The sequence below is a fragment of the Bradyrhizobium sp. A5 genome (assembly GCF_042076515.1).
Lineage (GTDB): Bacteria > Pseudomonadota > Alphaproteobacteria > Rhizobiales > Xanthobacteraceae > Bradyrhizobium > Bradyrhizobium cosmicum.
Map to the genome: position 1 here is coordinate 4,356,042 of NZ_CP148990.1, position 21,907 is coordinate 4,377,948.

The following is a 21,907-nucleotide window of genomic DNA, read 5'->3' on the forward strand; positions in this document are numbered from 1 at the left end:
TGGAGTGGAGCATGATCCGGAAAAGTGTGGGCGGTTTTCCGATCAGATCATGCTCAAAGCTTGAGGATGCCCCATTAGAGCGGAAACGGCCAAAAGGCTACTGCCTGCCGATATCACCAGCCATCTCGACGGGTGCCGCCCCCTGCTCCAGGGCCGCCTCGTAATTCAGCTCGATCATGACCCCGTTGGGGTCGTAGACGAAGATCTGCCAGAGCTCGCCGCCGGGCACCTGGCGGGCGTCGAATTTCATGCCCCTGGAGGCCAGCCGCTGCTTCATGCCGTCGAACCCGCGGCTGACGAAGGCGACGTGGTGGACCACGCCGGAATCCGGCTTTTGCAGTTCCGAGGTTGGAGAAATATCGACGAGGTGCACCACCGGCTTGCCCTCGCTGTACATCCACGCGCCCGGGAAGGCGAAATTGGGCCGGGCGCCTTTTTCGAGGCCCAGCACGTCCTCGTAGAAGCGCACCGTCTCGGCCAGATGCCGGGTGCGGATGTTGAAATGATCGAGGACGCCGACACTTGTGCCACCCATGCTTTCGCTCCCTTTTCTTGAAGTCCTTGGCTCCGCCATCCTAGCACAGGAGGCCGCCAAACGAAGCCGTTGCCCTCCGGCCTCAAGGGTTTATGGTGCGCCCGATCCGTCTTTCGGCGGAACCTCGAGAAAGCCGGCTGGCGCCCCTCGCCCGGCTGCAACCGTAAAACTCAAGCTACGGACAAGGTACCACACATGGCTAAAGTCGCTTTCCTCGGTCTCGGCGTGATGGGTTTCCCCATGGCCGGACACCTCGTGAAAAAAGGGGGCCATGAGGTCACCGTCTACAACCGCACCGCGGCCAAGGCGAAGGAATGGGCGGACAAGTTCGGCGGCAAGACCGCGGCGACCCCGAAGGCCGCCGCCGAAGGCCAGGATTTCGTGATGTGCTGCGTCGGCAACGACAATGACCTGCGCTCAGTCACAATCGGCGCCGACGGCGCGTTCGCCGGCATGAAGAAGGGTGCGACGTTCGTCGACCACACCACCGCCTCCGCCGAAGTCGCGCGCGAGCTGGACGCGGCCGCGACCAAGGCCGGCTTCAAGTTCATCGACGCCCCGGTCTCCGGCGGCCAGGCCGGCGCCGAGAACGGCGTGCTGACGGTGATGTGCGGCGGCGCGCAGGATGTTTACGCCGGCGCCGAGCCGGTCATCACGGGCGCCTATGCGCGGATGTGCAAACTGCTCGGGCCCGCCGGCTCCGGTCAGCTGACCAAGATGGTCAACCAGATCTGCATCGCAGGCCTCGTGCAGGGCCTCTCCGAGGGTGTCCATTTCGCCAAGAAGAGCGGCCTCGACGTCGCGGCCGTGATCGAAACCATCTCCAAGGGCGCGGCGCAGTCCTGGCAGATGGAGAACCGCTACAAGACCATGAACGAGGACAAGTACGATTTCGGCTTCGCGGTCGAATGGATGCGCAAGGACCTCTCGATCGCGCTCGCCGAAGCCCGTCGCAACGGCGCCAATCTGCCGGTCACCGCACTCGTCGACCAGTTCTACTCCGAGGTCGAGAAGATGGGCGGCAAGCGCTGGGATACGTCGAGCCTGCTCGCGCGCCTCAATCGCTGACACCTGACGGACTGCCCCCGCCTTGCTGATCGCACTCGCCGCAATCTTCGTTCTGGCCTATGCGGCGATTGCCCTCGAGCATCCGATCGGGGTCAACAAGAGCGCGTCCGCGCTGCTCGGCGCGGGCCTGCTGTGGACCATCTACGCCATGGCGACGGGCGACCATGCGCTGGTCGACCGTCAGCTCGACGAATCCGTCGCCTCGACCGCGCAGATCGTGTTTTTCCTGATCGGTGCGATGACCATCGTCGAGGTGATCGATGCCCACGACGGTTTTGAGGTCATCACCTCGCGCATCGGCACGACGAGCCAGGTCAAGCTGATGTGGCTGGTCGGCTTCGTGACGTTCTTCCTAAGCGCGATCCTCGACAATCTCACGACCACGATCGTGATGATCTCGCTGATCCAGCGGCTGATCGCAAGACGCGAGGACCGCCTGCTGTTCGCCTCCCTCATCGTCATCGCGGCCAACGCCGGCGGCGCGTGGACCGTGATCGGCGATGTCACCACGACCATGCTGTGGATCGGCGGGCAAATCTCGCCGCTCAAGATCATGGGCTCGGTGTTCGTGCCATCGCTGGTCAATCTGCTGGTACCGCTCGCCTTCATCAGCTTTGCGCTCAAGGGCAAGACCATCGCGGCACCGTCGAAGGACAACGGACTGCTCGCCGTCGAGCGGTTCGAGCGCAACCTGATGTTCTATCTCGGGCTTGGCGTGCTGATCGCGGTGCCCGCCTTCAAGACGGTCACCCATCTGCCGCCGTTCATGGGCGTCCTGCTCGGGCTCGGGATCGTCTGGCTCGCCGGCGAGATCGTGCATCGCGAAAAGGACGAGCATGTGCGCCGACCGCTGTCGCTCGCTCATGCCCTGACCCGGATCGACATGGGCTCGATCGTGTTCTTCGTTGGTATTCTGCTCGCGGTCGCCAGCCTCGAACATGCCGGTCTGCTGTCGATGCTGGCCAAATGGCTGGATGCCGCGATCGGCCGCCAGGATATCATCGTCGTCGTCCTTGGCCTGCTCAGCGCCGTCATCGACAACGTGCCGCTGGTCGCCGCGACCATGGGCATGTACGACCTCGCCCATTACCCGACCGACAGCTTTCTCTGGGAATTCATCGCCTATTGCGCCGGCACCGGCGGGTCGATCCTGATCATCGGCTCGGCCGCCGGCGTCGCCGCCATGGGGCTCGAGCGGATCGAGTTCCTCTGGTACGCCCGCCGCATCGCCGTCCCCGCGCTCGCGGGCTATCTGGCGGGGGCAGTCGTCTACGTCGCGCAGCATGCGTGGCTGCACTGAGCGGCATCAGCGCGCCAAGAATTAACGCCGCGTTAACGTAATTCTTTAGCTCCTTAAGTCACCTCTTAAGGATTTCTTGCCAGAGATAGACAATGCAGAAGGCCCGCGTCCGACGCGGGCAGGAATCGTGTTGCTTGATGAGTAACCCCGCTGAAAAGCCTGAAGTCGTGCAGCTTCCGGCCGAGCCAATCAGCGCTCCGTCGGCGAGCAGCCGACGGGCTGCGGCGCAACGGGTGCGCGAAGCGCGCGACAGGTTAACGTCGACCAGTGGAACCCGGCCGGCCTTCGACGCCGAGATGCTGCGCCAATATGCCCAGACGCGGCTGTCGGCCTCCTATGTCGTGATGCTGCTGGTGGTCGCCACCGGCGTGCTGTTCGGACTGTGGATGCAGCCGATCCCGGCTGCGGCCTGGACGGCGGGCATGCTCTGCATCCACGCCGCGATGATCCGCAGCTGCCACCGCTTCCTGGCAGAGCCCGCCTCACCGACAGCGACGCGGGCGTGGCGGACGCGTTTCGTCGTGCTCGACCTGCTCTACGGCCTGTGCTGGATGGCGATCCTGATCCATCCCGTGCTCGACATGGTCACGGAAACGCTGATGATGTTCCTGATGCTGCTGGTGATCGCAGTATCGAGCATGCTCGCCGCCAATCTGCCGATCGCAGCCCTTGCCGCCACCGCGCCGGTTGCGGTTGCGATGGCGCTGAGCTTTGCGATGACCGGCTCGCTGGACAACTACATTCTTGCGGCGCTGGCGCTTGCGGCCGAAGGCTATTTCGTGCTGCTGGCGCACCGCCTGCATTCTTCGACCTTTGCCACGCTGGAGGCGCGCGCCGAGAAGGACGCGCTGATCGGCGAGCTCGAACAGGCCAAGGCGATCTCGGACGAAGCGCGGCACCGCGCCGAAGCCGCCAACGTCGCCAAGTCGCGCTTCCTCGCGCAGATGAGCCACGAGCTGCGCACGCCGCTGAACGCGATCCTCGGCTTCTCCGAGGTGATGAAGAGCGAGATCTTTGGCGCGCACGCGGTGCCGGTGTACAAGGAATATTCCGCCGATATTCATAATTCCGGCGTGCACCTGCTCAACCTCATCAACGAAATCCTCGACCTCTCGCGGATCGAGGCCGGCCGCTACGAATTGAACGAGGAAGCGGTGTCGCTGGTCGGCATCGTCGCCGATTGTCATCATCTGATGAAGCTGCGCGCCTCCAGCCGCGGCATCACCATCCACGAGGTGTTCGAGCAGGCCATGCCGCGGCTCTGGGCCGACGAGCGCGCGATCCGCCAGGTCGTGCTCAATCTGCTCTCCAACTCGATCAAGTTCACTCCGCAAGGCGGCGAGATCTGGCTCAAGGCCGGCTGGACCGCCTCGGGCGGACAATATCTCTCGGTGAAGGACACCGGCTCGGGTATCCCCGAGGAGGAAATTCCGGTCGTGCTCGCCTCGTTCGGCCAGGGCTCGAACTCGATCAAATCGGCCGAACAGGGCGCAGGCCTCGGCCTGCCGATCGCCAAGAACCTGATCGACCTGCATGGCGGCACGTTCACGCTGAAATCGAAGCTGCGAATCGGCACCGAGGTGATCGTCACCTTCCCGCCGGAACGCGTGATGAGCGCGCTGGCGCCACTGTCGGAGGATGCACCGCCGCTGCAGCCGGAGAGCTCCCTCGTTCCCGACGAGAAGCGCCGGCCGCGCAACAGGCCGATCATGAGCGCAGGCACGGGCTCTTAACGAGATGCTTGCAGAAATGCCCGACGATCCCGCACTATATCTAAATGAGCAAAGAAACGCCGTGCGTCGCCGTCTGCATGATCGATCCGAAGACCAAGCTGTGCTTCGGCTGCGGCCGGACCTTGCCGGAGATCGCGCGCTGGCACGCCATGGAGAGTCCAGAACGCCTGTCCGTCATGGCGCTGTTGCCGACACGCATGGCGGACGCCGGACTGGTGCCGATCGCGGGATCACCGAAACGCGCCTGACCGGCCTGCGCGCCTTCGGAGGCGCGCGATGATCCGCTTCCTGCTCGTTCTCATCATGCTCGCCGGCACGGCAGGTGCGGTCGTCGCCTATGGCGATCCCGATCAGATCGTGCGCGCGAGCAACAGGGTCTCGCACATCTTTCGCGGACAAACCGCGTCGCCCGCCCCGGCGGTGCAGATCCCGCGCGGCCAGGGCGGCGAATTCGCGCTGCGCGCCAAGATCAACGGCGTCGCCGCACCCATGGTGATCGACACCGGCGCCACCTCCGTGGTGCTGACCTGGGAGACAGCGAAGGCGATCGGACTGCCGCTCGAGATGCTCGAATACGACGTCGATCTCGAAACCGCGGGCGGTCACACCAAGGCGGCTCGCCTCACGCTCGACCGTCTCTCCGTCGGCCACCTCGTCGAGAAGTCGGTGCCGGCGCTCGTCGTGCAACGCGGACAGATGAAGACCAATCTGCTCGGCATGAGCTTCCTCGATCGCCTGGAGAGCTGGGGTGTGCGCGCCGACAAGCTGATGCTTACCGGCTATCCGGAACTCCAGAGCAACCATCGCCGCTCACGCATGGCAGTGGATTAGGCGGCCGCCGCCTCCGCCGGCACGCGCGCACCGACACGCGCGATTGCATCGCGCAACACCTCGAGGCCGGCGCCCGGCTTCACCCCCTGCTCGGCAAGATGGCGACGGAACGCGCGTGCGCCGGGCACGGCGTGGAATGCGCCGACAAAATGCCGCGTGATCGCATGCAGCCGCGTGCCGCATGCAAGCTGCTGCTCGATATAGGGCATCATCGCTTCGAGCGCGTCCTGCATGGTTGCTTGCGGCGCAGCCTCGCCAAAGATGTCAGAATCGACGGCGAGCAGCCGCCACGGCTCCTGATAAGCGGCGCGGCCGAGCATCACGCCGTCGACGTGTTCGAGATGTGCTTTGGCCTCGTCGATGCTCTGGATGCCCCCATTGATGATGACAGGTACGTTCGGCATCGCGCGCTTGAGCCGATAGACGCGATCGTAGTCGAGCGGCGGGATGTCCCGGTTCTCCTTCGGCGACAAACCGTTGAGCCAGGCTTTCCGGGCATGCACGATCAGCGCGTCGCAGCCGGACGCGACCACCGCCTGCGCCAGTTCATCCAGCGCGACTTCCGGATCCTGGTCGTCGATGCCGATGCGGCATTTGACGGTGACTGGAACGGCAACCGCACGCTTCATCGCTTCGACGCACCTCGCCACCAACTCCGGCTCCGCCATGAGACAAGCGCCAAAACGGCCGTCTTTCACGCGGTCGGACGGACAGCCGACATTGAGGTTGATCTCGTCGTAGCCAAACTCCGCACCGATCCGCGCAGCCGTCGCGAGCTCGTGCGGATCCGATCCGCCAAGCTGCAGCGCCACCGGATGCTCCACCGCGTCGAACCCAAGCAGCCGCGCCCGGTCACCATGAATGATGGCGCCAGTGGTCAGCATCTCCGTATAGAGCAGCGCCCGCCGGCTGAGGTGACGGTGGAACACCCGGCAATGCCGGTCAGTCCAGTCCATCATGGGCGCAACGGAAAATCGATGGGTTAACATATTACTATTACTTCGCTTTATCGTCTGATCCGGAATGGCTGATTTTTGGGCCGCCACAAATTCAAGGCTGACTATCGAAGCATCTTCCTTTCACTTCAAGTTCTTAAGTCGATCGGCTGTTCGTCCCTCGATGACGCCGCACCTTCTCCGGTACAGCAATGCAGTACCGAATGAGCTCATGCAGACCGCGCTAGTTCCGACCCTCGTTACCATTGCAAAGTACCGTGCCGCTCTGGCCACGCCTAGGATCGAATAAGTGCCATCGTAGTTTTGGCGACGATAGAGCAAAGAAACCCACGGGCGGCGATCCGCGGTTCCGGACCTATGGCGAAGGCGGAGACGCGCGGGTTCTGAAGTTGCCGCGCTGGCTGAATTCAAACCGGTTGACGTCAAAATTCCTCGGATAGGTGTTATTCAAACTTGGTGGTATCGGAAGGTTATAGCCGATCTTCAATTGGTTCATCAGGACACTGCGTAGTCGCATCGATCCGGCAAGGCCGGCAGTCACGCAGGTGCCTGCCACATTTTCGAGTCCGGGGGCGCATGCGAACCGGGCCGCGGCAATCGAACCGGTAAGGACGCTTGCTCCAAAAGCGACGGTGACGAGAAGGCCGGTGTTGAAACGTTTTGACATGTTGGCCCCTCAAAAGTTCACGGTTGCGCCGCCGGCGACGACCCAGGCGTCGCCGGACATGAATGGCACTAACGGTGCGAAGGCCGGCGGTCCCGGATTCTCGCTCTCCCGAATCCAGACCCGCTCGACCCTGCCATTGATGTTGATCTTGTTGGCGACATTGTAGTTGGCGCTTCCGCCCGCCGCCCAGCGGGTCTTCGCCGGGACAAAGCTGAACGTCGCAGCATCATAGCCATCGTGGTCACGGTAGAGATAGCCCGCGGTTGGGCCAAGGGTGAAGCCGTTTGCAAACCTGTAGTTCAATCCGGCATGGACCTGATAAAGGTTGCTGTTGGAATTGAATCCCTCCTGAATCAAGGCCAACCCGCTAGGATCAGGAATCTCATTCTTCTCGGTATGGGACCAGGAACCATTGCTGTAGATCGACCATACTTGATCAAAGGCATAAGACGCGCTGCCGGAAATCGTCGTGCGCGGCCCGACCCTGTACTTGCCGTAGTCTAGCATACCGAACTGGCCGGATTGCGAGATGCCGTCCCAGGAATAGGACCCGGAGCCCTGCAGCGAGAGCGGCCCTTTGGAATATCCAAGGGCGGCGGTCACCGTTGCCTCGTCGCCGTTCTTGACACTAATGGTATCGGTGGTCAGGCCGGTAATCAGGTTGAGAGCTTCTTTGTCGAACGCGTTGCGCCGGGTATAACCACCCGACAAGGTGAAGATCAGTGTCTGCGACAGCGGAATATTGACGCCCGCGGTCGGGCCGAAATTCCAGCCTTCGCCGTAGGTGCCCTGGTCGACGAGATCGCCGTCCATGCGCGCGAAGCGCGAGTTGCCGTAAAGCGCGGACTTCCCAGTCGGGGCGTTGATCAATATCGCAGCAAACGGCTGGAAGCCGGTGAAGCCATTGTAAGTGACGGTGCCCGAGAATTGCGAATCGACCGGCGTATCAACCGAGCCTCGCTCGCCGGATGTCGATTGCGACGACGAGACAAAGCCACCCAGCAGCACGAATTCCAGTTTCCAGTTCGGGTTGGGATTGCCTATCAACGACAGCGACATCGGTGTGTAAATCTGCGTACCGTGACCCGTGCCGCTCAGGGGGACCGCATTGGTGGGAAAGCCTCGGGTGTTCTGCCAGCTGAAATAGCGGACTTCGGTGTTGTAGCTGATGTTCCACAATTGATCGATCGACTGCACAATGGACTTGACCGGCACATCGGCTGCAAGCGCCTGACCTGCCTCACCTCCGCACGCAATCGCCACCGCTGCTGCACCGGCAATTATTCGTCGCATCATATAACCCCGCCGCCCAACCTTCAGAACGCCTTTCAGAGCATCACGGGCGAATGTCAAATCCAGCAATGCTGGCCCCAAACGAGGCTGGCCGGGGAATGAAGCACCAGTCAGGAGTAGCCGCGGCCTGGTCAGCTATTGATTTCCGATATACTTCATACCGACATAGGGGCCGCTAAGGCCGAAGTCGGTGTTGGGCTTATAACCATTGTGGATCGGCGAACCAGAGGAAGGCGAGCCGGAAGGGTAGTTTGAAGGCGGTTTGGTTTGCGGGCCGGCGAGATTTAGCGCGCCGTTTTTGATCGTGTACGAGGGGCGCTGGCCAAGCCCACCCTGACCTTGGGCGAGCGCATCGCCCGAGGCGGCCAAGTAGCCGCCCAGCACCAAGCCAGCACCAATTACGGCAATTTGCTTCATGAACATGTTAGATATCTCCTTTGTGACATCCACTCGACAGTAAGCATTCTGATCTTTAACGCCCAAGGCAGGGCAGCGAGAGCCTGCACTCAGGAAGGTATACCCTTCCAGCGCAAAACCGCACTCCTGCCCCCAACTGCCGAATTCAAGATCGGCTGCTATTCAAGCGCGACCAGTCGAGATGAAAGATATCGCCGGGGTCATTCGGGAGCGATACGGCAGATGCCGTATTTCGTCGTCGGCAGGGTGACTAATGTCGAAACGCCCTGCGCCGCCGCAGACGGTGGCGCCGTGGAAGATCAGCGTCAGCAACTGCACCATGATATCGAGAACATCCCACTCATCTTCCACCACCATGATGCGGACGGCGACGCCTCCTGGTGAGGCCGTTTTATCGGGCAAGAGAGCTTCCCCTGCCTTTCGGAACCGTAACGGAAAACATCGAGCGGCGCCGTTCAGCCCGAGGCCACTCACACCCTCCTCGAAGCCCCCTTCTAGATCACAAGGCAAACTCCCGAAAACAGCAACAGGCCCAGGACAATTCGCTTGAAGGCTGCTTCGTTGATCCGTCCGAACAGCACGATACCTGCAGCCGTTCCTGCCGCCAAAGCGGGCAGAGCAAGGCCAAAATCGATCAAAACCTTTAACGAGAGGCTGTGGTGCGAAAGCATGAGAGCGAGGGCGAAAAGTTGCATGACCCCGATGTAGGGTTGGACCAGGCCGCGCTGCTGGGTTTTCGGGAAACCATGGATGTCGCACCAGATCGCAGGAAGTGCGCCGGGCATCGCGGTCAAGCCGCCCACCAGCCCGCCACCAAACCCTACCAGTGCGTTCCTGCTCGGGCTCTCCATATGACGCAAGTAGGCAACCGTTGGCCGGAACAAGGCATATGCCGCGTAAAGCGATACGAGAATGCCAAACCCCAGTCTGAAGATCGCTGTATCCACACTCTGCAGGAGATAGATCGCGATCGGAATGCCCAAAAGTCCACCAGCGATGAAAACCAAGCTGGTCTTCCATTGCATGCTCTTGCGCAGCGCAAACAGATTCGCCGCTTGCACTGTGATGCTGCAAGCCATCATCAATGGCACAGCTTCGATAGGTGGAAAAACGTGCAGCAAAATGGCCCCTGCGACCGCCGAGAACGCAAACCCGGAAAGGCCGGAAACGAATGCGCCGGCAAAAACCGCTCCGCTCAGTACCAGATAAATCGCTATGTCTGACATGATTTCGCTTCCTGAAAAAAATGACCATCGTCAATAGCCGGGCGGCATGGGATCGTCCGACCTCACTCAAGTGAAAACAGCCAATCCGACTAGTCGCTGCCGATCGCCATTGCTGCCGTTTCGATCGGTCGGGTACCCGGCGCCTGATGCAGCATGACTCCTCCGACGACGTGCAAAATGCCGAAGCCGGCCAGGACAGCGACTGTCCACACCTTGAGAGGTCGCGACGGTCGCAAAGCGCGGGAGCGATTGGTAATTGCCATATCCAAATTGCCTTCCGGTTCGCGTTCGACCCGTTGGGAGCGCACGCCTGCTCTCGACTGCCGGATTCAAGGTCGGCTGCCGTTCAAGCGCTTCCAGTCCGGTGAACGATATCGCCGGGTTCATGCGCGAGCGATACGGCAGATGCCGCATTTCGTCGTCGGTCAGGAGGCTAGTGACGAAAGGCCCTTGCGCTGCCGCAGGTGGCAGCGCGGCGTGAGATCAGGGCCGAGACACCATCTCAACCGTGGCCCGGGTGATCGCCAATCCCGTAGCAGTTGCACATCCCTTAGCCACCGCTATTGACGGATTCCTTGCCGCCAACACAGGCCGCAACGATCACTTCGTACAATTCCTCGCCGGTAATCGGCTTGTGCAGAATACGATGGCCGCTGGCGGTGGCTTCCTTGATGCGCGATGGCGAAGTATCGCCGGTCACGATGACGGCAGGGACCGAGTGGCCGATATGGGTGCAAAGCGCCTCGATTGCGTCCACGCCCGTCGCACCATCCCCGAGGCGGTAGTCGGCGATGATCAGATCGACCGGTGCATCGCCGGCAGCGAGCGCCTCTGCATGGACCTGTTGCACCTCGGCGGCAGACCGGCCGGCATAGACGCGGTGGCCCTGCAGCGTGAGCAATTGCACCATGATATCGAGAACATCCCCCTCGTCTTCCACGACCATGATGCTGACGGCGATGCCTGCCGGTGATGCCTTGTTATCGAGCACGGGCGTTTCCACCACACCGGCGATCGGAACCGTAATGGAAAACATCGAGCCGCGCCCGGTGACGGAGACCAGCTTCAGCGGATGTTGTAGCAATGCGGCGGTGCGGCGAACGATGGCGAGGCCGAGGCCAAGGCCAAGCGCGCGATCCCTCGCCGGGTTCTGCAATTGCACGAATTCCTCGAACACCATTGTTCGCTGATCCGCGGGGATGCCGGGGCCGGTATCCCAGATCTGGATTTCCACCGAAGCGCCGCGCCTGCGGCAGCCGAGCAGAACACCGCCGGATCGCGTGTAACGAAAGGCGTTCGACAGCAGATTGTCCAGGATCCGTTTCAGCATCATCGGATCGCTGTCCACCTGCAGACCGCATTCAACGACGCGCCAATCAAGACCGCGCTCGTTCGCTGCTAGGGCGAATTCGTTGCTGAGATGGTACAAAAGCTGGGACAGACTCACCGTCTCCCTCGCAACGGTAACGACGCCGGCATCCAGCCGGGAAATGTCGAGCAGTCCATTCAGAAGGGCGCTGAGGTTGCCGACAATGTATTTTGCCTTGCCGGCAAGATCGCGTGCATCGCCGGATTGGACAGCGCCGCGCTGACCCAGCATCGCGAGCGTGGCGATCAGCAGACTCAAGGCATGGATCGGCTGGCGCAGGTCATGACTGGCGGCCGCAAGGAAACGCGTTTTCGCACGATCTGCGGCTTGCGCGCGGTCGCGTTCTTCCTGCAGGTGGCCGACCAGCTCTACATTTTCCAGGCGCAACCTGATGGTCTCGCGCAGCATGCGGTGCGTCGTGCGGCAGTAGTAGAAATTGATGGCCACAAGCCCCGTAAGCAAAGCGAGATATGCGCCGGAGGCGTCACCTCCATTGATAAAGGAGCGCGCCATGACCGGCAGCACCGTTGCGATGATCGAGCCGACGAGAGCCGGCGGAAAGGCCGAGAGCGACGGAACCGTGCCGCAGACCAGACCGGTCAAGGCAACAGAGGTGAATAAAAAAGGAACGGGCTGCTCAGGAACGAAGCCAACCCAGCCGAGCATTCCCCACAGCGAGCCCGACACGCAGGAAAACGCAGCCGCGAGCCACGCCCATCGCAACACAGACGTTGGTTCTCGATTCCGGCTGAAGAACCGGCTCGCGGCCAGGACGCGTATGGCGGTGAGCAGATACAGCGCACCGAGCCATCCGACCAACCAGCTCGCCGGTACGGTGTTCCTCAGAACGTACGCCGCCGCCAGGGAGATCAAGACGTTGGAGGCCACCACCCCATAGGAATTGCGATACAAGAGTTCGACGAGCGCTTCGCGTATCTTGTCTTCCTGCATCGAAACCTCTCCGCGCGCCGGTCGGTGCGGCGGCTTCGTTCGCGAGTTGCCGTTGCGCTAGCCCGCCGGAAGGCCGAGCCGAATGGCGTAGGCTGTCAATTCAGCACTGCTGTGCAGATCAAGCTTCCGCATCAGGTTCTCACGATGCTTCCGAGCGGTAAGCGGGCTGATGCCGAGACGGCTGGCGATGTCGCGGCTGGTGGCTCCGTGGGGGATCATCCCCAGGATTTGCCGCTCACGCCTTGTGAGCGTGACCGGAGACATTATCGCCGCCGTGGGCTCCGGAGTCTCGCTCGGGCTGTCATGCTGGTCCACCGCAAAGCGAACCTCCTCCGCGATATAGGGGGCGCCTTTTCTGATGGCATCGATTGCGGCGATGAGTTCAGATGGATCGCCGCCCTTAGTCAAATAGCCGTTGGCGCCTGCGGAAAAAGCTGCCCGGACCGAACGTGGCTCAACGTTAGCGGTGAGAACAAGAACGCGCAGCTCCGGCCATTGGGTTCTCAGGTTAGCGATGAACTGAAACCCGCTGACACCCGGCATACCGAGATCGAGTATGAGAAGATCGGCGGAGCCTTCGTTCAGTAGCCGGTGAACGGCTTCACCGTCCGCCGCTTCTCCACTGACCGTAAGCGCGTCTACGGTCGACAGAAGCTGTTTCAAGCCTTCCCGAATGATGGCGTGATCGTCGGCAATGATCGTTCGCACGAGTCCACACATGTATCGCCCCGGCCGACAACGGTATTAGGATATCAATCAACTCCAATCAAGGATTTGGATCCATAAAGCCATTTGGCAGATGATCTTGATGCGAAATACGCCAACTGCCGTACTTCTACATGTGGCCGACTAAGATAATTTTGTGGTTGTCTGAGTGCTCCGTTGCCATGTTGCGCGGCTGGCGTCGGGCGGACGCGGACCCTGGTCGATCCACGGGCGGATTTGAATCTCTATGTGGCAGCTGACGCCCGCGGAGGAAGGCGGTATCATCGTTGCGCAGCCATGACGGCAGCGTGGGCGACGAATTCGCGCGCCGTGAAGCTTTGCGTATCGGCATGAACGCTCGCCATGTCGGCGACGGTCGCGGCCGGGAGTTCGGCTAGCCGCTCGGCGATCCGCTTGGCCCGATATGGAGGATGACAATCGGTGCACAAATAGTCCGGATGATCGTCGGCAACGACGCGATTGTTCGCAGTGACCAGAAAGCCGGCCGGTGGATCAAAGGCGCGCGGCAAATCCTCCCACGTAGCCGACGCAAACGCCCGGGATGTTCCAGACCGTGGCGAGGACGACGTATTGCAGAACAATGCTGGAACTCGCGAAGGGCAATTCTCGCGAACGTCAGTGGCGCAGGGTAATGCGACCCATCTGTTCGGGTTCGCAACGAAGGCCACTCTACCTGGGGCCTACCGTCCCCCTTTTGTTGACTGCAGATCTCTGACAGGAAGCGATCGCCAGTCGCGACGTCGCATGACCATCTCGCGCACTGGGTCGCGGCAAATCGTAGGTTGGCGTACAAAAGCGTACGATTGGTAGCGGGAGAGGGACTCGAACCCCCGACGCAATTTTTTGTCCTCACTGCAACTTGCGGCGACATCGACGGTAAGCCGAGCAGAAGTCCCGGCTCGTGACGAGCAGTGTTATCCCTTAGGTCGCACGCGAGCACCCTGCCCCACCTAAACACTCGCATCACTCCAAAGAGCGACCAACCATGCTTGCTGACGATAGATTTTTCTTGATCTCCCGGTGCACACGTCGTGCACACGCAGCCTTCTAAGGGATTGAAAAACTTGAGCTCTCGCTCCAATCCATCATGGGCCAGTTTGAGCTGGCTCACGCCAAATACGTCGGAGCTGATCAAGAGAGGGCTGCATTGTGTCAAAAGCCGCCCTCCCCGCGAAGTACTAGTATACCTCGAAGCAGACATCGAACTTCGCAAATCCCCTCGAAAAGTCGTCAACCAATTTCACGCCGGACTTGGGCGGCCGCATCGCACATCGCCTTCAGCTTCCCGAAGGCGATGGCTCGGGGCATGTATTTCATGCCGCAATCCGGCGCCGCAGGGACAAGGCGGTCCGGTGAGACATATTTAAGGCCGTTGCGAATGCGACCGGCCACGGTGTCGACGCTCTCAATCGCGGGATCCGCAAGGTCGAGCACACCGAGCATGATCTTCTTCGACGAGAGGTCCTTGAGGACGCCGAGATCGAGCTTCGGCTGCGCGGCCTCGATAGAGATTTGTTCAGCCGTGGTGTCGTCGAGTTCGGCAAGGAAGGAATAGCCAGCGGGCTTGTTCGAACCAGGCACGACGGCGGCATAACCGAAGCAGAGACGCACCACGGTCGGCACGGTGATGCCCTTCAGCGCGCGGTTGATTGCCTTGACGGCGTAACACTTGGCAAGATCCGGATTGTTGCGCACCCAGGGCACGTCGAGCTGGATCACGTCAGCGCCGGCCTTTTGCAGATCGAGCGCCTCAGCGTTTACGGCCTCGGCCAGGGCCATCGCGAGTTCCTCCTCGTCTTTATAAAACTCATTCTTGGCCTGCTGGCTCATGGTGAACGGGCCCGGCAGGGTGATCTTTGCGGCGCGATCGGTGTTTTTGCGCAGGAACTGCATGTCTTGCAGCTCCACCGGTCCCTTGCGCTTCACGGGACCGACGACGCGTGGCACCGGGGTTTGGGTGTTGCCGGTACGTACAACGATCAACGCAGGATTGTCCCCGTCGATGCCATCGAGCGCGGTGGCGAAACGATTGGAGTAGCTTTCACGGCGGATTTCGCCATCGGTCACGATGTCGATTCCGGCGCGCTCCATGTCGCGGATCGCGATGATGGTCGCATCGTCCAGTGCCTCCTCCAGATGCTCCGCCGGCAAGCGCCACATGTCGTGCAGGCGGGTGCGCGGCACCACCTTCGACAGCATCGCGCGATTTACCAGCCATTCCGGCTGCGGATGCTGCCGACCACCGTGGTCGGCAGAATATGCATAGGCATGGGCATGGGGGTCTCCTTCTTATTGTTGTTGAGCGCAGCCGATCAGGCTGCGCGCGTCGCCGTGGCTGACCCTCGTCCTTAACGGGATTGCGCAGGATGCCAATGCCGGAGATCTCAATCTCGACGACGTCGCCGCCCTTCATCCATAGCGGCGGCGTGCGATAGGCGCCGACACCGCCGGTCGTACCTGTCACGATCACATCGCCGGGTGCGAGCTCGGTGAAGGTCGAGCAGTAGGCGATCAGAGCCTGGACGTCAAAGACGAGATCGGAGATCGGTGCCTTCTGGACCTCGATGCCATTGAGACGGGTAATCAGTGTCTGCCTGGTGACATCAGTCAATTCATCGGTCGTGACCATCCAGGGCCCGAAGCCGCCGGTGCCGGCAAAATTCTTGCCCGGCGCGAACTGCGAGGTATGGCGCTGCCAGTCGCGGATGCTGCCGTCATTGTAGCAAGCAAGCCGGCGACATGGCTGAGCGCCGTTTCGCGCGAGATGCGGCGGCCGGCCTTGCCGATGATGACGGCCATCTCGCCCTCATAGTCGAAACGCTTGGACTCCAGCGGTCGGATCATCGGCTGGCCATGGCCGACCTGGCTGTTGGCGAAGCGGGTGAAGATCATCGGATGCGCCAGCGTCGGATGGCCGCTCTCGGCCCGATGCGTGGCATAGTTGACGCCGATGCAAAAGATCTTGTCGGGTACCTCCCAACTGAAAGGTCCGTTCTGCGCGAGGTTTGGCCAAGTCTTGAAAAGCTTGGTGGGCGCACCAGGGCTCGAACCTGGGACCCGCTGATTAAGAGTCTACCTCTTATTGGATAAAGGGGCGCCTCAAGAGGCCTAAATAGATCAATAAGTTACGGTCGAACTGTAAATTGAAGCCGCCCGATTATTGCGAAACCTGCGCCCCCTGCGTCCTGAACGTAAATAGCGGGAGGAAAGATCAACAAAAGCAATTCGTGTTCGACCACCTTTATCGCCATTTGTTCACCATGCTTCGGTGGTCAATCGGTGGTCGAGTGCAAGCGACCAAGTCCGCTGCATAGCCGAAGGGCAGCTGATCGAAGAGCCAGCCCTTTGGCTAACAAATTCAGAACCTTGGGCACAAGAGCTAGGCGCAGCGCACACTCAAATACGTCAACCGGTTACAGAAGGAACGTAAGCTGCCCAAGCTGCACTTCGCACCCAAGACACCGGCGTCTAAACGTAGATTGCAGTCGAACGTCGAAGGCTCGCCTCGCAGATGGCGGGCTAAAGGTTTCGATGAGCCGGTTCACTCACGGCCCGCCAAACGGCTTCGGTCTCTCCAGCGGGACGAAAGCGCTAAGATGGGCGGGGTATGTCGATGCGCCCCCGCCTATGGTCGTGCCGGTGCTGATGCTCAAGTAGACGTCCTTCACTCCCCTGGGCGTTTCCAGCAGAATCCAGTTCTTGCTTAGACCGCCTATGCCGATAGTCGTAAAGCGCATCGACTTGCCGAACTGCGAACAGGAGATTGGCTTTTCGGTCGTAAACGAATTCCAGGGGCCATGTAGGGTACCCGATCTGCCGCCGGTCTTCGGAAGGCTTAATCCAAAGCCCAGGCCGACCGCCGCATAGACGTAGGTGCACTTCAAATTGTTTTCCGTGTCCCATATGGAGAACAACGCGCTGGCAAACGCAATCCCGGCTCCAGCCCTGCCCTTCACGATGCGCTTGATGGCCGCTCTCGCTGCAAACGAGATCGACCCGTCGACCTCAAGCAGCATGGCTATCTTGAAATTTCGACTGACCTTTGGCTTCGGCGGAACGGGTCGCGGCAAGTCTGGCTTTATGATCGGTTCGAAATAGACCTTCGGCAGCACCCAAAGGACCACTGATCTGTCGCTGTCTTCGTCCAGCCTGTGATTTGCCGTCTGCGTATTGCCGATGGCGTGCGTCTGCATTTGCTCCGGGTGGATGCCCATCTCCGACAGAGACTTCGCGACGGTAATCACGCGGTTGGCCGACGTCGTCATATTCCAATCCGCCGTACCGATCCGGCTCGCCGATCCCGTCATCCAGATCTGACCGGCGTCGTCCTCGAGTAGCGGGACGACTTTGCTCTTCAGAAATTCGGCATGCTCTGTCTTCAAGCCCCGAAATTGGTAGCCGGCAAAATCATCGAAATCGAAATTCGAGAGCCGCGCGTGCAGAACCCCCACTCCTGAAAAATCCAGATCGACGTCAACCTTGCCCGGACCAGTTTTGTGGAACATGTCTCTTCGACCTGCAACAAACAAATAGGAACTCGTCGGCAATCGGCCGGACGGCGCTGGACCGCCTTGTTTTTAGTGCGTGAAAGAGAAAAGAAGTTCATGAAATCGACAGCTGAAGCGAAGGTTGTGATCTTGTTCCCATTTCGATCTGGCGCCGAAGCAGTATGCGCTTGTGCAATACGCGACATCACTGTCGCGATCGGAGCAGCAACGACCTAGCTAGGAGAGGTCACGACAGGACAGGCCGTGGAATTCGTACAGCACGAAGGCTTCGCGGAATTGCCCTAGACTTGGAGGCCCCCACCCAACCGCTGTTGAAACAGCAGCGCATCTCGATAGTATTCTTACCGGCTTGCTTTGCGTCTACCTGATCGTCCATCAAAAACAGAGCGAAACGGTAAGCGTCGTCCAGCCCCGTGGCGCAATATCCCGGAAGCACTTGGTGTGGTCGCTGGTGATTTCATCGTTGGGGTCATTGTAGTCGCGGATGGCCTTACTCAAAGCGGACGAAGTGGCTACCAGTTCTGTGATCGCAATCATGGACTCTCGCGCTACACGTCTGGACTGGAGCGACGAGGATCTCGCGAATAGGAACCTGGCGTCTTTCCTTGATCTGCTCTCTCTTTAAGGCTGTCGCCGCCATGCGCGAAACACAGTCATTCGATTGCTTTTCGAATTCCCACAAGGGGGGCTCGCCAAGGGCTCCGCTTACGAGGCCTGGCGAGACGAGATTTGCCGTAAGTTCCGCCGCCTCGACCGTCCGGCCGGGAGCGCGTGACTACGTCGATTGCCACAATGCAATCGTTTTTCTGAATTCGGTGGAGATCGCCACGTGAAGAGCAGGTCCCGCCGCTTCGCGCGGACACGCGATCTGCAGGACGACGGCGGCGACGACTTCGGCGGTCGGCCAACGACTTATCCGCCAAATCGCTTGACCAGCTTTGAGCCCTTGGCTGCATCGATCTGCTGGCCAGTCAAGTCGGAGCCGGCGCTCAATCCTATCGTCATGAGGTTCTTGACCCGTTGCGCCGCCTGCTTCTCATTGGAATAGTCGATCTCGACGTGATCGAGGCTCATCAGATGGCCAAGCTCGTGAGCCCAGGCGCGTCCATTGGCGTGGTCATTGCCATACCACTGGACGAAGCTTGCCGGCTCGGGTTGGCTATTGGGGTATGAGCTTCCGCCGGCAGACAGATTTTCAATCGAATTGACGAGGTAGATGTGGATGGCATTGTCCGGATCGTGCCGAGAGGCAAGAACACCCAGCAATCGCTGATCGTTGCTGCGCGCGCTCTTTGCCATGTCGAGCGGCTTCTCCATCAAGCAATCGCTGATCACGAACGAGATCTTGGCCTTTGACCAGATCGTATTGACCACGTCGAGCGCCTTCTTGGCCGTATCGCTGCTCCATTGCCCGGGCTCAACGACCCCCCTGTCGGCAAATGGCGTGATGTAGATCCTCAACGGAATGGGCATTAGCTTCTCCGAAGCTCGGAATTGCGATTGTATCTCCGTGCGCCGTCTTTCGAAATCGGTCACACCGGAAAAGACGCGGTCCGGCCCTCAGTTGTGGCAACAGCCTGCCGGGCAGAGGGCAATCACGTATGCGCACCTCGCTTCCTATGGAAGCGCTGTCGCGGCAGCAATCGCGTGAGCGATCTGTTTGAACCTTGCTAGCCACGAAGGCGACCAATGGGCCACGCTTCATCAAGTTAGCAGTCACGATGTCGCTGCGAGGACGCGTCGGTCGGCCGCCGCGCCGGCTACACCGACATTCGAGAAGAGGCCAATCTCGCATTCCACCGTCGGGGCACCGGTAGTATAGACGAGGCAAGCCGGCTATTTGCCCGGGCTACCGCGTCTGCTTGCTTATCGATGCCCCGATGCTCGACGCGTCGGATCAGGCGACGTCAGGCTCGATGTGGCTCAAGGATAGTAATTGGATAGTCCTGCGCTCGAAGATCGAGCGCTCCGGCGGGAACATGAAGATGATGATCTTCACCGACCGAGACGCTCGATCCGCAAGCCGGACCCTGGACTTCACGTCCCCTCGATCTGCCGTCAGCGGAACTTTCGTTTGAATCACGCCAGAGCCTTCAGACGCGCTGCCGCAAGTAGGCCAAAAAATATAATAACTGTTTTATATCAATAACTTATAGCGCGATCGTACAATACTAAGACTTGCGGGCGCCTATCCATGCACATGAATCGGCACACAACGCCCGGCCGCAATAATCCTCCGCACCTTTTGAACGCCTCCGCATTTCAAAACAACACATAGGAATGGATCGGGCTCGAGATCGGTACTGTATGCAGATAGGCAGCCGCCAGTAGCGTACGAATTCAGGAATTATTTCCTACGCGGCCGTCCTCGCGACGTTACCATTCTACGGGCATAGGTTGGGTGTTCGCCATGAGATTGTACAGGCACCTCCGAGTTTGTCTTCTTCTCGCCGCTTCGCTGTTCCTGGCCTCTCAGCCAGCCTGGGCGACAAAGCGCGTGGCTTTGGTGGTCGGCAATTCCAGTTATCAAAACGCCCCACTGCTTCCAAACCCGGCCAATGACGCTGCGGCCATCGCCGCAACCTTGAAAGGTGCGGGTTTCGATGTGGTTGACTCAAGGCTCAACCTCGCCGCGACCGACATGCGGCGGGCCCTGAGAGAATTCGCCGATCAAGCCCGCAATGCCGACATTGCCTTGGTGTACTATGCTGGCCACGGTATCGAGATCGACGGGACGAACTATCTGATCCCCACGGACGCCAGACTCGAGCGTGACACGGACATCTATGACGAAGCATTCTCGCTCGACCGTGTCTTGCTGGCGATCGAGCCTGCGAGGCAGCTGCGCGTTGTGATAGTCGACGCGTGCCGCAACAATCCGTTTGCCGACTCGATGAAGCGTACGGTTGCCTCGCGATCAATCAGCCGCGGGCTGGCCAGGGTCGAACCTGCCGTCTCCAACACACTAATCGCGTTTGCCGCGAAAGCGGGACTAACCGCACTCGATGGCAACAGCAAGAATAGTCCGTACGCGACGGCTCTCGTGAAGTATATTGCAAAACCGGGGCTCGACTTGCGCAGGGCTTTCGGCTTCGTCCGCGACGATGTCTTGCAAGCCACGGGCAACCGACAGGAGCCCTATGTCTACGGCTCGCTGGGCGGCGAAGACGTTGCACTTGTTCCGGCTGCCAAGGCCGAGGAGCCGATACAAGCAGCCAACCCCCAGTCGGAAATTCGTCGCGATTACGAATTGGCCTTGCAGCTCCGCAACAAGCCTGCTCTGAACGCGTTCCTGACCCAGCATCCGGACGGATACTACTCAAATCTGGCCAAGCTGCAGCTTAATCAGCTCGAGGCCGAGGACGCACGCGTCGCGGCGACGGCGAAAGCGCAGCAGGCCGAGCAGCAACAAGCTCGCCTGATGTCCCAGGGCGCCCAGCGTGCCGAACAGGAGAAGGCGGCCGCGGATCTGAAGGCTGCGGAAGAGGTCCGGATTGCCGCCGAGAGGACGAAGCAAGCGGCGCAGGAGCAGGCCACCGAGGCGGAACGGAAACGAACTGCATCCGAATCTACAATCATCGCGGCACTCTCCGGGAATAAGCCGGCCGTTGAGAGTACCGTCGCGGATAACCCTACAGCCGTTGCGCCCAGCGAGGACAGCAAGACGCCCAAGCTCGCGGCACTGAGCGACGAGCCGCGCCTGACCGATATCGCAAAAGCCGATATCGCGAAGTCCGTGCAAGGCGAATTGAGCCGCGTCGGCTGCTTCGCCGGTCCCGTCGATGGCCAATGGAATGCGGCCTCACAGCGCTCGTTGGCTCTCTTCAACCGGCACGCGGGAACCAAATTCGACGCCAAGCTCGCAAGTCTTGACGCGCTTGACGCAATCAAGCTCAAGCCGTCCCGGGTCTGTCCCCTGATCTGTGATCATGGATATAAGGCTGACGGTGACCAGTGCAGTAGGATCACCTGTGCCGAGGGCTCGTTCCTCAACGACGACAATGAATGCGAGAAGCGGCGCGGGAAGAAACCGGTTGCAAGGCGCAACGCGGACGAGCGTCCATCGCGTGCGGATCGTTCGGCAAGCGAGCGGCCGGAGTCAACAGCCGACGTTCCGCGGCGGCAAGCAACTGCGAAGAACAGCGGCGGCAGTGGTCAGATCGTTTGTGACCAATCTCTGTGCCGTCAAGTCAGTCGCGGCTGCCACCTCGAATACCGTGGCGGCGGCGGCCCCGGGGGCAACGTAGGTAATGTAGAGTCCTGCCGCTAGCAACGCGCGCGGCTACCACGGCGTCATCGAAAGCCATGGGGCCACGGCGATTTGGTA

The 21,907-nt window shown here is 60.6% G+C and carries 19 protein-coding genes and 2 pseudogenes; 6 read left to right on the forward strand and 15 right to left on the reverse strand.

Annotation, left to right across the window (positions count from 1 at the left end; all coding sequences use genetic code 11):
• Positions 1-97: 97 nt before the first annotated feature.
• Entirely contained in the window at positions 98-535 is a 438-nt protein-coding gene (locus WHZ77_RS21040) for a VOC family protein (protein ID WP_375309688.1), read from the reverse strand.
• A gap of 195 nt (positions 536-730) precedes the next feature.
• On the opposite strand from WHZ77_RS21040, the gene WHZ77_RS21045 reads away from it, so the two are divergent.
• The 5 genes from WHZ77_RS21045 to WHZ77_RS21065 all read left to right on the forward strand — a co-directional run bounded on the left by WHZ77_RS21045 (position 731) and on the right by WHZ77_RS21065 (position 5,467).
• Positions 731-1,603, forward strand: coding sequence for an NAD(P)-dependent oxidoreductase (locus tag WHZ77_RS21045; RefSeq protein WP_375309689.1), 873 nt, complete (start codon positions 731-733; stop codon positions 1,601-1,603).
• A 22-nt stretch (positions 1,604-1,625) separates the two neighbouring features.
• Positions 1,626-2,903, forward strand: coding sequence for a sodium:proton antiporter NhaD (nhaD, locus tag WHZ77_RS21050; protein WP_375309690.1), 1,278 nt, complete (start codon positions 1,626-1,628; stop codon positions 2,901-2,903).
• A 137-nt stretch (positions 2,904-3,040) separates the two neighbouring features.
• Complete coding sequence (locus tag WHZ77_RS21055) at positions 3,041-4,636, forward strand: sensor histidine kinase (protein ID WP_375309691.1); 1,596 nt, start codon at positions 3,041-3,043, stop codon at positions 4,634-4,636.
• A gap of 44 nt (positions 4,637-4,680) precedes the next feature.
• Positions 4,681-4,884: a DUF1289 domain-containing protein gene (locus tag WHZ77_RS21060; protein WP_041748406.1), complete on the forward strand. Its 204-nt coding sequence runs from the start codon at positions 4,681-4,683 to the stop codon at positions 4,882-4,884.
• 28 nt (positions 4,885-4,912) lie between these two features.
• Positions 4,913-5,467, forward strand: coding sequence for a TIGR02281 family clan AA aspartic protease (locus tag WHZ77_RS21065; RefSeq protein ID WP_015686986.1), 555 nt, complete (start codon positions 4,913-4,915; stop codon positions 5,465-5,467).
• Here the strand turns inward: WHZ77_RS21065 and dusA are convergent.
• The 14 genes and pseudogenes from dusA to WHZ77_RS21135 form a co-directional block, all read right to left on the reverse strand.
• A complete protein-coding gene (dusA, locus tag WHZ77_RS21070) occupies positions 5,464-6,426 on the reverse strand; it encodes a tRNA dihydrouridine(20/20a) synthase DusA (protein ID WP_375314776.1) in 963 nt (320 codons plus the stop codon). The genes WHZ77_RS21065 and dusA overlap by 4 nt on opposite strands.
• A gap of 352 nt (positions 6,427-6,778) precedes the next feature.
• On the reverse strand, positions 6,779-7,090 hold the full coding sequence (locus WHZ77_RS21075; protein WP_375309692.1) for a hypothetical protein: 312 nt from the start codon (positions 7,088-7,090) through the stop codon (positions 6,779-6,781).
• Positions 7,091-7,099: 9 nt separating this feature from the next.
• On the reverse strand, positions 7,100-8,452 hold the full coding sequence (locus WHZ77_RS21080) for a hypothetical protein (protein ID WP_375309693.1): 1,353 nt from the start codon (positions 8,450-8,452) through the stop codon (positions 7,100-7,102).
• 66 nt (positions 8,453-8,518) lie between these two features.
• Positions 8,519-8,806 (reverse strand): hypothetical protein, encoded by a 288-nt coding sequence (locus WHZ77_RS21085; RefSeq protein ID WP_375309694.1) that lies wholly within the window; start codon positions 8,804-8,806, stop codon positions 8,519-8,521.
• Between the two features lie 156 nt (positions 8,807-8,962).
• Entirely contained in the window at positions 8,963-9,202 is a 240-nt protein-coding gene (locus WHZ77_RS21090) for a hypothetical protein (RefSeq protein WP_375309695.1), read from the reverse strand.
• A gap of 92 nt (positions 9,203-9,294) precedes the next feature.
• Positions 9,295-10,026, reverse strand: coding sequence for a sulfite exporter TauE/SafE family protein (locus WHZ77_RS21095; protein WP_375309696.1), 732 nt, complete (start codon positions 10,024-10,026; stop codon positions 9,295-9,297).
• A gap of 550 nt (positions 10,027-10,576) precedes the next feature.
• Complete coding sequence (locus WHZ77_RS21100; RefSeq protein WP_375309697.1) at positions 10,577-12,346, reverse strand: ATP-binding protein; 1,770 nt, start codon at positions 12,344-12,346, stop codon at positions 10,577-10,579.
• A 57-nt stretch (positions 12,347-12,403) separates the two neighbouring features.
• Positions 12,404-13,054, reverse strand: a complete 651-nt coding sequence (locus tag WHZ77_RS21105; protein ID WP_375309698.1) for a response regulator — start codon at positions 13,052-13,054, stop codon at positions 12,404-12,406.
• A gap of 278 nt (positions 13,055-13,332) precedes the next feature.
• Positions 13,333-13,581 carry a penicillin acylase family protein gene (locus WHZ77_RS21110; RefSeq protein ID WP_375309699.1) on the reverse strand — a complete coding sequence of 83 codons (249 nt, stop codon included), beginning with the start codon at positions 13,579-13,581 and terminating at the stop codon, positions 13,333-13,335.
• A 721-nt stretch (positions 13,582-14,302) separates the two neighbouring features.
• A pseudogene (locus WHZ77_RS21115) lies at positions 14,303-15,348 on the reverse strand (5-methyltetrahydropteroyltriglutamate--homocysteine methyltransferase).
• A 65-nt stretch (positions 15,349-15,413) separates the two neighbouring features.
• Positions 15,414-16,042 (reverse strand): annotated as a pseudogene (locus tag WHZ77_RS21120) (fumarylacetoacetate hydrolase family protein); the annotation flags it as partial.
• 575 nt (positions 16,043-16,617) lie between these two features.
• Positions 16,618-17,577, reverse strand: coding sequence for a hypothetical protein (locus tag WHZ77_RS21125; protein ID WP_375309700.1), 960 nt, complete (start codon positions 17,575-17,577; stop codon positions 16,618-16,620).
• Positions 17,578-17,955: 378 nt separating this feature from the next.
• Positions 17,956-18,117 carry a hypothetical protein gene (locus tag WHZ77_RS21130; protein ID WP_375309701.1) on the reverse strand — a complete coding sequence of 54 codons (162 nt, stop codon included), beginning with the start codon at positions 18,115-18,117 and terminating at the stop codon, positions 17,956-17,958.
• Positions 18,118-18,492: 375 nt separating this feature from the next.
• Positions 18,493-19,116: a hypothetical protein gene (locus tag WHZ77_RS21135; protein WP_375309702.1), complete on the reverse strand. Its 624-nt coding sequence runs from the start codon at positions 19,114-19,116 to the stop codon at positions 18,493-18,495.
• Between the two features lie 874 nt (positions 19,117-19,990).
• Here WHZ77_RS21135 and WHZ77_RS21140 point away from each other — a divergent pair.
• Complete coding sequence (locus WHZ77_RS21140; RefSeq protein WP_375309703.1) at positions 19,991-21,850, forward strand: caspase family protein; 1,860 nt, start codon at positions 19,991-19,993, stop codon at positions 21,848-21,850.
• The last annotated feature ends 57 nt before the right edge of the window (positions 21,851-21,907 follow it).